The organism is Bacillus sp. OTU2372, from assembly GCF_038440275.1.
Taxonomy (GTDB): Bacteria; Bacillota; Bacilli; order Bacillales; family Cytobacillaceae; genus Neobacillus; species Neobacillus bataviensis_B.
Map to the genome: position 1 here is coordinate 372050 of NZ_JASATK010000002.1, position 16400 is coordinate 388449.

The 16400-nt window shown below is 39.2% G+C and carries 14 protein-coding genes; 2 read left to right on the forward strand and 12 right to left on the reverse strand.

Annotated features, from left to right (window positions below; all coding sequences use genetic code 11):
- Positions 1-9 precede the first annotated feature (9 nt).
- The 6 genes from AAHB15_RS06760 to AAHB15_RS06785 all read right to left on the reverse strand — a co-directional run bounded on the left by AAHB15_RS06760 (position 10) and on the right by AAHB15_RS06785 (position 7032).
- Positions 10-819 (reverse strand): FAD synthetase family protein, encoded by an 810-nt coding sequence (locus AAHB15_RS06760; protein WP_342042033.1) that lies wholly within the window; start codon positions 817-819, stop codon positions 10-12.
- A gap of 21 nt (positions 820-840) precedes the next feature.
- Positions 841-1314, reverse strand: coding sequence for a flavin reductase family protein (locus tag AAHB15_RS06765; RefSeq protein WP_342042034.1), 474 nt, complete (start codon positions 1312-1314; stop codon positions 841-843).
- A gap of 38 nt (positions 1315-1352) precedes the next feature.
- Positions 1353-2537: an acyl-CoA dehydrogenase family protein gene (locus AAHB15_RS06770; protein WP_342042035.1), complete on the reverse strand. Its 1185-nt coding sequence runs from the start codon at positions 2535-2537 to the stop codon at positions 1353-1355.
- 402 nt (positions 2538-2939) lie between these two features.
- Positions 2940-4805: a XylR N-terminal domain-containing protein gene (locus tag AAHB15_RS06775; RefSeq protein WP_342042036.1), complete on the reverse strand. Its 1866-nt coding sequence runs from the start codon at positions 4803-4805 to the stop codon at positions 2940-2942.
- A 191-nt stretch (positions 4806-4996) separates the two neighbouring features.
- Positions 4997-5644, reverse strand: a complete 648-nt coding sequence (locus AAHB15_RS06780) for a pentapeptide repeat-containing protein (protein WP_342042037.1) — start codon at positions 5642-5644, stop codon at positions 4997-4999.
- Between the two features lie 155 nt (positions 5645-5799).
- Positions 5800-7032 carry an MFS transporter gene (locus AAHB15_RS06785; RefSeq protein WP_342042038.1) on the reverse strand — a complete coding sequence of 411 codons (1233 nt, stop codon included), beginning with the start codon at positions 7030-7032 and terminating at the stop codon, positions 5800-5802.
- 351 nt (positions 7033-7383) lie between these two features.
- On the opposite strand from AAHB15_RS06785, the gene AAHB15_RS06790 reads away from it, so the two are divergent.
- Complete coding sequence (locus AAHB15_RS06790) at positions 7384-7965, forward strand: M15 family metallopeptidase (protein ID WP_342042039.1); 582 nt, start codon at positions 7384-7386, stop codon at positions 7963-7965.
- A 48-nt stretch (positions 7966-8013) separates the two neighbouring features.
- Here AAHB15_RS06790 and AAHB15_RS06795 read toward each other — a convergent pair whose 3' ends face one another.
- Positions 8014-8868, reverse strand: coding sequence for a LysR family transcriptional regulator (locus AAHB15_RS06795; RefSeq protein WP_342042040.1), 855 nt, complete (start codon positions 8866-8868; stop codon positions 8014-8016).
- Positions 8869-9006: 138 nt separating this feature from the next.
- Between AAHB15_RS06795 and AAHB15_RS06800 the strand changes: the two genes are divergently transcribed.
- Positions 9007-9774: a methyltransferase domain-containing protein gene (locus tag AAHB15_RS06800; RefSeq protein WP_342042041.1), complete on the forward strand. Its 768-nt coding sequence runs from the start codon at positions 9007-9009 to the stop codon at positions 9772-9774.
- A 104-nt stretch (positions 9775-9878) separates the two neighbouring features.
- Here AAHB15_RS06800 and AAHB15_RS06805 read toward each other — a convergent pair whose 3' ends face one another.
- The 5 genes from AAHB15_RS06805 to aspA form a co-directional block, all read right to left on the reverse strand.
- On the reverse strand, positions 9879-10442 hold the full coding sequence (locus AAHB15_RS06805) for a TetR/AcrR family transcriptional regulator (RefSeq protein ID WP_342042042.1): 564 nt from the start codon (positions 10440-10442) through the stop codon (positions 9879-9881).
- A gap of 409 nt (positions 10443-10851) precedes the next feature.
- Positions 10852-12195 carry an NAD-dependent malic enzyme gene (locus AAHB15_RS06810; protein WP_342042043.1) on the reverse strand — a complete coding sequence of 448 codons (1344 nt, stop codon included), beginning with the start codon at positions 12193-12195 and terminating at the stop codon, positions 10852-10854.
- 354 nt (positions 12196-12549) lie between these two features.
- Complete coding sequence (locus AAHB15_RS06815; protein WP_342042044.1) at positions 12550-13482, reverse strand: response regulator; 933 nt, start codon at positions 13480-13482, stop codon at positions 12550-12552.
- A 4-nt stretch (positions 13483-13486) separates the two neighbouring features.
- Positions 13487-14800 carry a sensor histidine kinase gene (locus AAHB15_RS06820; RefSeq protein ID WP_342042045.1) on the reverse strand — a complete coding sequence of 438 codons (1314 nt, stop codon included), beginning with the start codon at positions 14798-14800 and terminating at the stop codon, positions 13487-13489.
- A gap of 141 nt (positions 14801-14941) precedes the next feature.
- The gene (gene aspA, locus AAHB15_RS06825) at positions 14942-16378 is read right to left on the reverse strand and encodes an aspartate ammonia-lyase (protein ID WP_335571466.1); all 1437 of its coding nucleotides are present in this window, start codon (positions 16376-16378) and stop codon (positions 14942-14944) included.
- Positions 16379-16400: the final 22 nt, after the last annotated feature.

The window sequence follows — 16400 nt, forward strand, 5'->3', positions numbered from 1 at the left end:
TTTCAGATTTTAAGATATTCGTAGTTTCCTAGCTTTAACAATTTGTTTTTTCCAGACTATCGATAATTTTCCTATGAAAGGAATTTCATCCGTACATTTCAGCGTAGTGCCATCGTTCATGACGGTGACTTCCGTTTGAACAGAACCGCTCAGATTATTCAACGAAACCCGATATCGTCCAGGCCCTGGAAGAGTATAATACGGATACAAGATGAATTTCTCCCCATTCCATTCGCACTGTGTTTCATAGAATTGACCAAGTAAATCGGGCAGTTCTGCAACTTTGCCGTTTAACAGCCGTTCGCGAATACAGGAACTGCTAATCTTCTCACCCCTAAGCTCTACCTTTGCTACCTTTGTGACATCTATCCGGCCGCCGGAGTCGCTCTTTAACCGATCCATATTTCCCGCCCCGCGAGCACCATATGAAAAATCAAATCCGGCCACTGCATGAACAACCCCAAGGCCGTTTAAATACTGCGCAGCAAACTGTTCTGGCGCTAACCCAGCAAAGTCTTTATCAAATTCAACAATATAAAACGTATCGACACCCATTTTCCTGAGCTTCGTCTCTTTTTCAGCAAGCGGCATTAAATAATGCACGTGTATTTTCCCATTACTGATAACAGTCTTGGGGTGAGGAAAAAAGCTCATGACAGCTAATGGTACTTGCTTTTCGTTTGCCTTTTGAAAAGCGGTGTTGATGACTGCACAATGTCCATGATGGAGACCGTCGAAACAACCAAGTGCCATCACATTTGGCGTCGCCTTTCTCTGCCATTCTGCCAAATTACTCCGGTTTAAACGAATTGTTTCCATAACAGTCTCCTCTCACGGTTCTTAAATGTTCACAGGCTCTAATTCTACTAATGAACGGTACTTTCCACTGTAAAAAATCAATGGCTCTGCATCTTCAAGGTGAATATCAGTGACCTTACCAATAAACAAGGTGTGGTCCCCTTCCACATGCTCAGAAGATACTTCACAGGCAACTTGGGCAACGGCACCAGGTAAAACAGGCTTTCCATCAAGGCGGTCAAACACTACTTCCTTTTTCAATTGCCCGGCAAAAATCATGGAAAGCTCTTGCTGATCAGCAGCTAAGATATTAACAGTGAAAATCTTGCTTTCTTTTATTTTGTTTAAGATTTTTGCTTTTTCTCCGATAGAAATAACCACAAGCTTTGGATCAAGCGATACGGACATGAACGCATTCGCTGTCATTCCGTGGACATCACCTTCTACATCAGTAGCTATAACGGTTACCCCTGTTGCAAACTTCCCCATCGCACTGCGAAACTGTCGATCATCCATTATAAAAATCCCCCTGTTAAACTTAAATTTGTAGTTCTTTATCCTCTAACTCCACTTTCAAAACCGAACAAATCCTTACCATATGCTGCAACAGCATCTTCATATAATGATGTCTTATGTGTAGCTACAGCAATGATATCCCGTAGGAATAACTCCATTGGGCCGCCTTTATAAAGGGCGCCTCCTCCTAGAGTTAACAGAGATCTTACCGCAATATCTGTGCAGAGCTTAATCGCTTTTGTACGAATGGCAAAGAATTCAGAAGGCGGTGTTTTACAGCCATCTTTTTCATAGTTTTCAAGCAGGTCAATATATTTTTCCAATAATGCCTCTGCCATGTGAAAATCTGTTGTCATTTCTGCTAATACCCGCTGACTTCTAGGTGACTCACTTTCTCTTACTCCATCCATTAAGCGCACTCGTTTTTCAGTCAGCACTCTGAATTCCTGAAGCATCCGTTCTGCCCCGCCCAGTGCCATGTAGCCGAACCCTACATAGAAGGAAGGAAAGAATGGGACATGATAGAAAGGATAGTCCACATCGTATTCTTCAAGCGGTGGTCTTCGAGTAAGTTCTGCCTGGTCCAAACGTAAAATCCGGTTCATTGGGACATATACATTTTCAGCAATAATTTGGTTACTTCCCGATCCTCTCAATCCAAATGTATCCCAATTGCGGATTACCTCCACTTCAGAAGTTTTTAACATCGGCAGGCAGTATACTGGTTTCTCGCTTTCAGGGAACTGAATCATCACTCCAACGCCAACCCAGTCACTGTAATTGATTCCGCTTACAAAACTCCATTTACCACTGATGCGATAGCCATCTCCATCACGTTCTGCTTTACCTAAGGCAGCAAAGATATCGGCAATTAATCCGCCATGATTGACAATCTCGTCTGCACCCTTTTCAGGAAGAAAGGCTGGAAGCATGTTGTGGAGTGGATATAAGTATGTCAGCCATGCTGCCGAAATATTATAATTGGCCACCTTGCGAACTACTCTGGCAAATGTTTTCAAATCTGCTTGTGGTCCGCCATATTTTTTTGGAAGCATCATCCGTGCAATTTGTGTTTCTTTAATCAAGTTCACAACATTTTGTGATATCGTGGCATTTTTCTCAGCCTCTAAGGCTTCCTGCTCCGCTAATTTTCCAATTTGCTCTGCGCCGGCTAATAATTCTTCGACGGTCACATCTTCCCCTTTTAATACGAAACTAGCCATTTCTTTTACACCTCTCCGTTTTTTAATAATAAAGTGATTGTGGACTACTGTCCGTTAGGAATTAAATTTGTTATCGCTTACATCTTCGTTTCAACTTGGGTTTTTAATATATTAACCTTGTAAATATTGTATAAAATTCAAAATCCTCATTCTAGAACAATTATTGCTCATCATTTTCATTTAATTAGACAAAAAATGTTCATCATATATTAGAAAAGCGCAAGGCGCCCGCCTATCGGCGTCAAGCACAAGACGAGCCGGCCGAAAGGTTGTTTTTTAACCTTTTGGACGGATTGGCTTGTGACCTCGAGCCGATGGCGCCTGGAGCTGGACAATTCACGAAGTCGAAAATTATACTTTCTTATCTCGTAGAAAAAGCCATCCGGTCTAGCCGGACGGCTTTTAATCTAAACTGAGTTCCCCCATCGCAATTAACGATTTTATAATTAAAAGTAATTGATGCATTTCGTTGGGATCACGTAAATCTTTTTCTAGTAAGCTTTCTATCCGAGTAACCCTATGCCTGAGACCGCTCATGGATAAGGCTAAATCATTCATCGTTTGTTCAAGCTTTCCACCGTTTAATAAAAAACTATACAAAGTTTTTAGAAGTTCGACCATTCTTGGATCTTCTAAGTTATATAAAGGACCAAGCTCCTGCTCGGCAATCATTCGAATCCCACTGATATTTTTCGAGTTTATCAGCACACCGACGATTCCTAGGGATTGAAAGGGAACAATCTTCTTCTTTACCGCTAAACGTAAGGCAATCGCAGCTTCTTCGTAACATTTAGGGGCTTGGTGTATATCGTCACCTAAACGGCTGATGCCCATCTTAAATTGACCTTGAGGATAATTTCCAATCATATAGTTAATATATTCTTGCATCACATCATAGATAGATTTTTTATCGATCGTTTCATTTGTAATCAATAACACCAAGTTGCCGTCCCGATGTCCTACTAATATATTATGCTTTTTTTCCTTAAAATAACGAAAGGTGGTTTCAAAGACTTGTTCCTGCAAAAGGAATTCATCTTCAATCGAACCCTGTATTTTCTTATATTCCATTACCGATATATAATAGTTCTGCTCAAGATCTAAGCCTGTATATTTGCCTCGCTTTGATATCTCATTTCCAGGCAGCCTGCCCTCTAAGATTTGTTCTAAAAAGCTGCCCTTCATTCTTTCAAAGGTTTCAAACTTGGTTTTTTCATTTAAGAGAATAAGAGAGGCAGCATTGGCAAAACGATCTAAGAACAAATAATCCTCTTCATGGTGATGGCCTATCTGATCATAGACAAAGCTGCAATAACCGATTACTTCTTTTTGTAATAGAATTGGGGTAATGAGACGTTCCTGAGTTTCAGTTTTGATGATTTTTTTTCTAAAAGGGAAAAATGGATTGGTTTCTAGCCTGTTGGCTTGGCGATAACACTCGAACTCTTCTTTAACAAGCAAATATTGTTCCTCTGGAAGGCCTGAAAAAGTTATTGTGCGAAGAGCGGTATCCTCCACGATAATGGGGATTTGAACCATTTCATAGACCATATCGGCTAACGTCTGCAAGTCAGTGCCATTGATAATCTCTTCTGTCAGCTTGTTTTGAAAATTAGCCAAACGTGTGACCACGTTTTTTTGGTCCAGGAGCTGATCATACGTATACTCTAGTTCCTTCACAATCGGTGTTTCATTATAAAAATCCAGCTCATGCTCGTCTTGAAGTTCTGTTTCCCATTCTTTTTTTGACTTCATCTCCCAGCAGCATTTCGAGTCCCCTTTCCCAACACAGGTAATTTCTCTAGCTAGAAGAGGTTCTCCAAAGATGGTCGTCATAAAACCGCTCGCAAAACCGATTAAGGTATGACAGACAGGACCATTCGATATTCCAAATCGTTTTAAATGTTCCTCGGCCTCATAAGAATCTATCCAAGTTCCGAACGAATGAAAATGTTTGATCCTTTGCTTCTCATCCACATCAAAATTACATTCATGCTTGATCCCTCTTATATGGCCATTTAGTATATGAAGGATCGGTCCATTCTTGATGAGATATTCGAGAGAGGATTCGGTTTGCAACGCTTCTTTAGCATTTTTCACACCCATTTCCCAGCCATAATGAAATAAGAACCCCTTAATTCTCTTAATCCCAATATTTTTGGCAAGCTGCTGCCTGAGGATACCGAAAACAGACGCAGATGTGATTATCTTCCGGTCATCAGCAACCTCCTCAAGGCTGTAACTTTCTTCCGAAACTATAACAGTCACGCTAACACATCCTCTATGAGATCAGTTTAAAAAGTAAGCGCTTTTAATATTATTCTAGTCTAAAGATTAAGAGAGTTCAAAACTTTTTAGTAGTGAGTTGGTGTAGACCAATCACCCAGATATCTTTTTTAAACCCATTTCACACAAAAACGATGCCCTTTCCAGTAAGCATCGTTTAAGTAAGCCGTCTATTATTGTTTCACTTTTAACCCCATCAATGAAGCAAACCCGATTGCCTGTTCAGGCGAGACTTCACACCCAGCTAGATTTTCAATCGATACGTTTAGTCGTTCAAATCGACAAGTACTAATATCAATCCCTTTTAACAGAGTTTGTTCAAAATGAGCATCATTAAGATCGCATTCCGTTAACTTTACTTTGATAAGCTTGCTATCATAGAAATTTGCGCTCTGTAACGAACTTTGGTGAAAGGCCACCTGTTTTAAACTCGCATCGACGAACTCGATGAAATTCGCCAAACAGTTTTCAAATGTAACATTTCCCAAATTTGCATCTGAGAAGTCGACGCCCATTAATTTGCAGTCCTTAAAGGTAACGCGGTGGATGATTCCTTCACTAAATCTGGCATTAGACAGATCACAGTTTTCAAAAACAACATCCGTCATATCAATCCGATGGAGCTTAGCATCAAGAAACGTTACATTTTTAAAGACAACTCCCGAAAGAATAAGTTTATTAATTTCGACCTCATCTGCTCGAGATCCCGTAACCATACAGTTGATTAACTGCGGTTCTTCTTCATGATAAAGATCATGGAAATTAGTTTTACTTAAGTTGGCTGAGATTTTGGGAGATTCGATTTTAAATCCTTTACTCATAAGATCACCTTTTAATTAGTTATTATTAGGTTACTCTATCATAAAGCAGTATCTGATAATAGGTCTTTCATTATGAAAAAAATTGTGTCATAATCGCAGCTATTATTAATTTTTAATTCAAAAAAAGAGATTGGATTTCCAATCTCTTTGCGTTATTAACTCCCCGACAATGATCGAATTCTTCTCAATGAAGGGAACAAATACATCCACAGACCGGCAACAATAATCGTTCCAACTCCTCCTATAAAGGCGGCAGGTACCGTGCCGATCAGACCGGCCACCGTTCCCGACTCAAATTCCCCAAGCTGATTGGACGTCCCGATAAAGAGTGAGTTCACGGCATTCACGCGGCCGCGCATTTCATCTGGTGTTTGCAGTTGGACAAGTGAGGACCTAATCACCACGCTGATGACATCCGAACCTCCGATTAAAAATAAAGCAAACAAGGAAACGATTAAACTAGTTGAAAGGGCAAAGAGCATTGTGGCCAAGCCAAAAACCGCCAGTGCACCGAACAATTTAAGTCCGATATTGTTTTTAAGCGGGTAATAAGCCAGTACCAATGAAACGATTAATGCTCCCACTGCCGGCGCAGTCCGCATTAACCCCAAGCCCCAAGGACCCGTATGTAAAATATCTTGGGCGTAAATCGGTAAAAGTGCCGTCGCCCCCCCGAGCAGGACAGCAAATAAATCAAGGGAAATCGTTCCCAGTATAACAGGATGGCGATAAATAAATTCTAAGCCTAAAAAAATCGAACGCAGCGAAACTGGCTCCGATTTACGAACAAATTCATGTTCCGGACGAATCATAAATGTTAGAATAGCTCCGACAAAGAGCGCAATTGTTGCCGTACTGTATACATATGAAGCTCCAATTGAGAAAAGTAAACCGCCAATCATTGGACCCAATATTTGGGAAGTCTGTCCTGCAGTGGTGGCTAAAGAAATAGCTTGCTGCAGCATCTTTTTCGGAACCAACTGCGGTAATAGCGCTGATGAGGTGGGACCTTCAAACGCCCGGCAAAATCCAAGAATGGCCGCTGCCACCAAAATTTGGTCTCTGCCGAGCCAGCCGTCAATATTGCCATAAAGGAGCAATCCAGCAATGAACGCTTCGATAATTTGGCAAAAGAAAACAATTTTTCGACGGTCAAACCGATCTGCCACTTGCCCAACTACAAAGGTCAAAAATACCATTGGAATAAACTGTGCAAGACCCACTAAACCCAAACTAAAAGCGTCACGTGTCAAATCATACATTTGCCATCCGATGGCGACGGACAGCATTTGAAATGAGGTTGATGCTAAAATTCTCGAAACCCAATAGTTCCGAAAAGATGGCATTTTAAAAAGTGAATCACCTGATTGAAGCAAAATCAAATTCACGCCCTTTTTCTCAATAATTACTTTAATTTTAGAAATATTATACTCCTTTTCATGTCGATTTTCATTCCTCAAGTACTTTAGTGCGCGCTGAGCGATGTTCCCTCATTTGGGATTCTGCCGATTCTGACTAGAATTTCGCAGACTTTTCATTTATACCGCAAAAATTCAACATATTTCCGTGGAAATTCTGTTAATTTCCTCAAAATTCCTTTTTTAGTTACCTTTTTCGATAATTTTTTAAGCTATAATAAAGAAAGGCATAATATATTTATCAATATAAATATACGAAACTACGACAATATTTTTTGCGTCATACTTTAATAAAATAATTTTTTGAAAGGACTTTTCATCTTGAAGCTAAAACGGATAGGAAGTGTACTATTTACTTTAACTCTTGTATTGATCTTCATCCTATTCTATTTGGATTCTAAACCCTCAACGGAATCACCAAAAAAACAGTCTGTTCCCATGCCGACTGAGCTCAATCCGATTGTAAAGGAACGGACCGAACAATTAATTCAGCAGGCGGCAAAAAAGGGGATTGTGGTAGTGATTACGGATAGTTTCCGTAGTGCAGAAGACCAGGATGAACTTTATGAACAAGGCCGGACAACAGATGGAAATATTGTCACTAATGCCAAAGGAGGAGAGTCCTATCACAATTATGGGCTTGCCATTGATTTTGCATTAGAGACCCCCTCAGGTGATGTAATTTGGGATAGGGAATATGATCGAAATGGAAATGGAAAAGCCGACTGGGCTGAGGTAGTAAAAATGGCCAAAACATTAGGTTTTGAATGGGGCGGCGATTGGAAGGGATTTAAAGATTACCCCCATTTAGAAATGAATTTTGGCCTGACCATTGCTGATTTACAGAATGGCGAGAGACCTGCCGACAGCTCTTTAACGGCAGATCTCGAAACAGACCAATAGATTATTAATTAGCACCGCATCTGTGGTGCTTTTTCATTTTCTAGATTTTTAAATTATACTTTTTAAGAACTCAGCAAATGCTAATACTTCTTCCGTTTCTACTTTTGTAAGTAAATACGTAGAGGACGTTGGTGGAGTAATTTTATCTGGTTTTATTTCAACCAGCTTGTTCAACCCAATTTCTTCTTTAACCACCGTAAGCGGTAAGAAAGAAACACCAAGTCCTGCCTCAATGAACCGCTTGGTTACTTCTACTTGATTCACTTTCATTGTTTTTACAGTTGGATAATGTCTCTTAATCATGTGCAATAGATCGTCCCAATAATCTGGATGGTTATGTGTGATCAGCCTATATTTTTGAAGGGCAGTTTGTTCATCTAAGGAAGGCTCATTGGGTCCAACTAATCTGACCGATTCGGTGTGTACCGTCTCTGTTTTGATATTTGTCTGTACAGGCAGGATTCTGCTTAATCCTACGTCGGCACTTCCAACACTGATTTCCTTGCCTATCTCATATGAACTCAGGACATTTATAATCACTTCGATACTCGGATGCTCATCTATAAATTGCCGTAATAACACAGGTAGAAAGGACGAAGCAATTTGTGGTGCAACAGCAATTACCAGCTTTCGATTATACCCTTGTTTCCACGAGTCAAAGTCCATCATTCCTTGTTCATAATTAGTGATTAACTCCCTCGCAAGGAATAGAAACTTGTGACCGGCTGGTGTAAGAGTAACTTTATTCCCTATTCTTTCAAATAAAAGGATGTTCAAGCTTTCTTCTAATCTTTTAATATGTTTGGTGACAGCAGGCTGTGTCAGAAAGAGCTCTTCAGATGCTTCCCGGAAATTTTCATATTTTGCAGAAATAATAAAGGTTCTTACCCACTTAATATCCATATTACTCCCTCAATAACAGTTTGTTATTAAATTTCTTATTTTTTGTTAATATCCATTATTTAACTCCTCCATTATAATCGAATCAACAGGAATATACAGTTTATTTTAAAATTTCTTACAAAAGGGGGCTGTTGCAAAATGGAACAAATAAGGGACACTTGGAATGCCAATTTATACGATTCAAAACATTCATTTGTATCGATGTATGGGGAGAGCTTAATTGAATTATTAGCTCCTCAAAAAGGGGAAAAGATCCTTGACCTTGGCTGTGGAACGGGAGATTTAGCAAAGCAATTATCTGATTATGGTTCAGAGATTACCGGGGTCGATCAATCTGAAAAAATGATTGAACAAGCAAGAGGTAAATACCCAACTATTAAGTTCATCGTTCAAGATGCAACAAAGTTAGCATTTCATCATGAATTTGATGCTGTATTTTCTAACGCTGCACTGCATTGGATCAAACAACCAAAGCAAGCATTAACGTGTATTTACAACAGCTTAAAACAAGGCGGAAGATTTGTGGCTGAATTTGGAGGCAAAGATAATGTTAAAGCTATATCGGATGAATTGATTCATCAAATAGAGGCAGAAGGATTCACTTTTAATAAGGAACTATTCCCTTGGTTTTTCCCGAGTATTGCTGAATACTCATCCTTAATGGAACAAGCAGGATTTAGAGTGACCTTTGCTCAACATTTTGACCGGCCAACTCCATTGGACGGGAAAAGTGCTATAAAAAACTGGATTAAAATGTTCGGCAGCAGCATGTTAGCAGGTGTCCCTGAAAGTAAAAAAGCCGGCATAATAGCAAAGGTGGAAAAAAATTTAAAAGAGGTTCTATATAGTGATGGCAGATGGGAAGGTGATTATAAAAGGATTCGTGTCATCGGCTATAAAGAATAATAAAGGGTAATAAAACGGGCACAATTACACTCAAAAATAAGCCAATACATACAAGTTATCAAAAAATAACCTGTATGTATTGGCTTATTAACTTTAAACAGCCATTATTGGAATCCCTTCATGAGATTAGGTAATAATTGTGAAATAACTTTTAATGGGTGGCTTGATTTTTGTGTAAGACAGAGCATAATTCCACCTTCGAAAGCAGCCGTCATCATAAGAGCAATTGAATCAGCGGTTTCTTTTGAAAGACCATCCTCTACTAACTTATTGGAATAGATCCCTTGCATCTTTATGTATAGGTAAGAACAGGCATTTCGGACCGGATCACTTAATGTTGCCAATTCGCTAACGATACTAGTAAAGGTGTACCCAGAAATCGAACCTTCACGATTATAGTTTTCGATTAATTTTTCAATCATAGCCAGTGTGGCCTCTTGCGTAGTTTGATATCGTTTGAAAATATCTTCAATGTCTGTCGTAATTGACTCACTCATTGACTTCAGACAGGCGATAAGTAATTCTTCTTTTCCATTCGGAAAATGATGATAGAGCGAACCTTTTGAAATGTTACATGTTTTTAAAATTTCGTTTAGCCCTACACCTATATATCCTTTTTGCTGGAAAAGAGTGGTCGCAGTGTCGATTATCATCGATTTTGTATCCATTTCCGTAGTAAACCTCCTCAGTACTTCTGTTTATTACACTATCAAAAATTTTTTCTATTTCAAGTTTTTGTTGTTAATCTTCTTATTCCTATACGAAAATACATACTAATGTGGAATAAATCCTCTGGTTTTACATTTTTATTTATTTTACAAGATCCAGTAAAATGGAACATACCTGCTTTTCTAATTACTGAATTCACCTATCTGTTACAGGAATTTCACAATAAATAAAGGAAAGACAAAAAGCATTCTACGACCGTTTCTTGAATGCTTTTTGTCCTTTTTTAGAGTATAAAATTTTTAAGCAGGTAAAATTATACAGGAGATCTATGATAAATACCGAATTATTTACCATAATTAAAGGGAAACAAGTTTTTCACCAGAACCCCAAAATCATTTGTCGGCAAATCTATATGGAGCAAGTATATTCTGCTTTCCTATTATCTTGAACAGCTACTCTTTCTACCGCTTCGGTCACCATTTTATGAACATTTAAATCTAATGGATGCGGAACCAAATCTCCAGGCTTGGTACATGCTGCGATCGTTTCGGCAGCAGCGACTAGCATAGGATGGGTGATTTCACTGGCTTGTGCGTTTAAAACTCCTCGAAAAATACCGGGAAATCCAAGAACATTGTTAACAGAGCGGCCATCTGCTGCATAAGCAGCTCCCTCTTGCAGGGCTACTTCCGGTTCAATCTCTGGTTTTGGGTTCGATAAGGCTAGAATTACCTGTCCCGGGCGTACCCATTGCTTTTGAATAAGTCCAGGAACACCTGTCGTTGCGATAACGATGTCACAGGTATTCATTAACATTTCAATACTATCAACTGGATGACCGCCATAGTTTGCTAACCGCGCCTTCGCATCCGGACTTTTATCTGCTCCAAAAACATCCTTTACTCCGTATGCCATAAGCATTCGAGAAATCGCCAAGCCTGCAGCTCCAAGGCCAATCTGTCCAACTTGTGCATTTTTTAAGTCAATACCGGCACTTTTACATGCTGAAATCGTTGCAGCCAGAGTGACAACAGCAGTTCCATGCTGATCATCATGCATAACCGGAATATCCAGCTCCTTCTTAAGTCGTTCTTCTACCTCGAAACAGTGTGGAGATCCAATATCTTCGAGTAAAATACCACTATACCCTGGAGAAATATTCATCACCGTCCGTACAATCTCATCCGGGTCTTTCGTATTTAGAAGAATCGGAATTCCATTAATGCCGGCTAATTGGTCGAAGAGTACAGCCTTCCCCTCCATAACTGGCATTCCGGCAACAGGGCCGATGTCTCCCAAGCCTAGAATCGCTGTTCCATCTGTAACGATAGCTACCGAATTACCTATACTCGTATAAATTTTTGCTTTATCCGGTTCTTTCTCGATGATTCGGCAAACATTGGCGACACCTGGTGTATAAACTCTTCTTAAGTCGGCTAATGTTTGAAGATCCACTTTACTTTTCATATGAATTTTCCCTCCTTCATGTGCGTGAAGGACTTCATCTGAAACAGCATGAAGACGAATTCCCCCGTCTAACCGGGAGAGAGCGTCTGCCAATTCTTCTATCTGCTCCTCATGATCGACTTGAACAGTAATATTACGTATTGTGTAATTTGGACCTACTTTTACCGTTTGTATTTCCCCTATATCTCCTCCTGTAAGACCAATTGTCGTTGCTACTTTCCCAAGATTACCAGGGATTGAAGGCGTTTCCACCATTAACGTCCGAATGATTTGTTTGCTCATCATCTAATTCCTCCAACTACTTGTCTATGAATGGGGAAGGGAAGAAGTGACTCCCATTTTCCTCTTTGATTGTAAATATTTTATTCCATTCCCTTTGACCATTTAAATAAGTGATTTCCTATTCGTAATATAAGAGTTGATATACATAGAACTACAAAACTCTACAAAAACTTACAATGGTAATTTATACACATGACCGAAAATTTGCTATATTTTAAATTCAACTTGGAAACACTCGACATATAGCAGGTAAGCAGGGAGAAGGGGTACCTAATTTGTTAATCATTTAAGATACCGATTTCGGGGGAAGCCAGAAGTACTTGAAAATAAAAAAAACCCATTTTAGAGTTCTGCCAATTAATCCTCTAAAATGAGCCGCTTCGATTCGAAATAAAGAACTTGGATAAATTTCTTCGTATTAATTCGCGTACTGGTAGGAGAAGAGTTAGGATTTCTTTGTAATTCGGTCATCTTCTTGCGCACAATCGTAAAATCAAAAAACTTGGAAGCATAATTTTCGAACTTGGGATTTGAGAAATCTGTTAAACCGAGTGAGGCTAAATGATTGATCGATTGGTAAATCGCTCTTCTTACCCTTTGTTCAGAGGCTCTTACTTCCCGCTGGATATTAATTTGTGCCGCGGGTGCCCCAATCTTTTTTAAAGTAATTTGCACAAAAATTTTTTTAAGAGGCGGAAATTGCTGTTCGTACGTATGATATTGTTCATATTGATCTAAATATTGGAGGATATCCAGTAAATCTTTGCTGCCGCTTTCACCTAAGATACCTAATTCAGATAATAGAAACTCACCAGCTGTAACGATACTTGTTTTCTTCAATGCATTTGCTGTTTCCTGTTTTGGCTGCTGTAAATTAAACACGGTATTTAATGATTTTTGAATCTCTGCAATCGACCTTTCCAACTGGATTCGCTCCATTACTTTTCGGATAACAGTCAACACTTCAAGGCGATTTATTGGTTTTGAAATATAATAATCAACATCAAGTGAATAGGCTTCACCGATTAATTCCTTTGATTCCACTTGTGAAATCATAATAATTTTACCTGTGAATTGCCCTTTTAAGCGGCGAATCGTTTCAATTCCGTCACGAACAGGCATTAACAAATCGATAAATAGAATATCCACGTACTTAAGGATCATTAAGTTTTTATCGAGCATGGAACCATCTTCGGCTTCTCCGATAATCTCGCCTAGCTCCTCATCCTCGATTATTCGCGCCAACATTAAACGATGCACCTCATCATCATCTACTATATAAAATTTCATCGAGTTACCCTCTTTCGACTAGGCTTTTTATCGGAAGTTTTATGGTAAAAATTGCCCCGGTATTTTCCGAACCATTTTGGAGAACCACACATCCATCAAGTTCTTCGGTAATTTCTTGTACATAAGAAAGACCAATACCTGTTGATGGCGTGCCGGCGTGATCAAATTTTAAAGTAAATCCTGGTTTAAAGATAAAGCTTTTATCCTTTTCGGATACTCCGGGACCATCGTCCTCTACTTGAAACCATACAAACTGATTCTCCAGTTTTACATAAATAGCTATTGTTCCCTTCTCCTCAATAGCTTCTACCGCATTTGCCACTAAATTATTGATCAACGATAAAACTAGATAGGCATGATATTCCGGATGTTCACCATCAATTTGATAGCGAAATTCAATCTTCTTTCCTAATGAACTGGCATATTGTTCATTTGTTCGGATAATGGCCGGGACAAGTTCTTGGATATCCATGTAATCGGAAAACTTTTCATCTTCAATCAACCTGAATAGTCCGGCAAAAATCCGTTGATTGTCTTTTTTGATATCGTGTACTTCTCCAGCAATTCGTAATGCCCTGTTACTAAATGACTCTAAGGAAAGTCCTGTTTGTTTCATATATTCATTTATGTCCCGATATAGATCGTATGATGTAATTGTAATATTTTCTGCGTTTTTTAGTACTTTTTTCAACTGAAAGGATTCCACATACAAATTCGATAACAGCATCAATAAGTAATGGTTTTTTTGCCGAATTTGCCGCTCTCTTATTTTTCCTTCATATAACTTCATCATACTAAAAAAGGAAAGCACAAAAAAACTGCGAAAAATGGCTATGATAAAGATCTGGGTTAGTATTGACAGGGAAAGGTAGTTTCCGTCAACTACGTGCTGAAACATCAGTTCCGTTAAACTGGAAATGATTTCAATGGTAATGCCTAATACTCCGATAATCCAAGGACGGCTGTGGAACTGATTCAATTTTAATAGATAAAACAGGAGTACGAACATAAAATAATAAAGGGAAGATGGATAGCGTGTTTGAACGGAAGCCAGCAAATCGAAATGATCCTGTGTAAGCCAGTCTAATCCTACCCGAAAGGAAAGAATAGATAGTGCTGTACAAATACCGAGTAAAATCGGTGAAATGCCCCGCAATAATAAGAGAGAAAAGAAAAAAATTGGCGTACCCAGACTAACACGGAATGTATCATGAAAAGGATAAAATTTTAACTCTCCCGCTAACGGAACTGCAACTAGAATAAATATAAAGACAAATAAATTACTTTTAATTAATTGGTTGATTTTCAAACGATTCACTTCCTGTTAATATCAACAGATATAAATATAAATAACGAATCCAACACAGGCAAATACCATCTATGCTGAATTCGTTATGCAAGTTTAGAAAAGTATACAATGGTAAAAACGAAAAGACAACTTAGTTTTAAAAGATACAGTTTATTCTCTGTCCAAAAGCGATGCCCCGGAAATGCCCGGGTTGGTCATTTCGTAAGGGTTTAAAATCAGATCAAGCTCTTCTTCTGTCAATACATCATATTTCAAGCATAATTCACGTACTGGTTTACCTGTTAAAATGGCCTCTCTTGCAATACGCGCAGCGGCTTCATATCCAATATGGGGATTAACAGCGGTAATGACTCCCACACTTCTTTCAACATATTCTTTTAACTGTTCCGTATTTGCTTCAATCCCCATCAGGCAGTAACCCGTAAACGTACGAAAGGCATTATTCATGATGCTGATAGATTCAAGCAAATTAAATACAAGCACAGGCTCCATTACATTTAATTCAAGCTGCCCTGCTTCGGAAGCTAGGCAAATGGTATGATCATTTCCAATTACTTGAAAGGCTACCTGGTTAATCATCTCGGCCATGACCGGGTTAACCTTACCCGGCATAATAGATGAACCCGGCTGACGGGCTGGTAATGTGATTTCCCCAAGTCCTGCACGGGGACCTGACGCCATTAACCGTAAATCATTTGCGATTTTTGACATGTTCATCATACATACTTTCAGCGCCGCCGATACCTCAGTGTAAGCATCCGTATTTTGAGTGGCATCGACAAGATGTTCAGCCCCCAAAAGCGGCAGTCCGGAAATAGCTGCTATATGTTTGACCACATTTTCGATATAGCGGGGATCTGCATTTAAGCCCGTACCAACTGCTGTTGCCCCCATATTGATTTCATATAAGTGCTGACGTGATTGTTGGATTCGTTTAATATCACGCTCCAGGACCCGGCTATACGCTTCAAACTCTTGACCGAGACGGATTGGCACGGCATCCTGAAGATGTGTTCGTCCCATTTTAATCACATCATCAAATTGATGTGCTTTCTGTTTAAAAGCTGCCAGCATCTGCTGCATCGTATCCAATAGCTTTTCAATTAATTGAAGAGTAGCAATATGAATCGCGGTTGGAAACGCATCATTTGTAGATTGTGACATATTCACATGACTATTCGGGCTTACATTTTTATACTCGCCTTTTTCTTTCCCAAGTAGTTCGAGCGCACGGTTAGCAATGATTTCATTCATATTCATATTCATGGATGTCCCTGCGCCGCCTTGAATGGGATCTACGATAAATTGTTCATGCCACTTACCTTCTATTATTTCCTCTGCTGCCTGAACAATGACCTTGCCGATTCCTTCATATAACCGCTTCGTTTCCATATTGGCTAGAGCAGCCGCTTTTTTGACAATGGCCAGCGCTTTAATTAACTGTTCGTGCACACGATAGCCTGTAATCGGGAAATTTTCAACTGCCCTAAGTGTTTGTATCCCATAATAAGCATCTACCGGGATTTCTTTAGATCCTAAAAAATCCTTTTCTATTCGTACTTGAGTACTTGTCTCCGAAGTTGACATGATATTTCCTCCTATGCTCAAT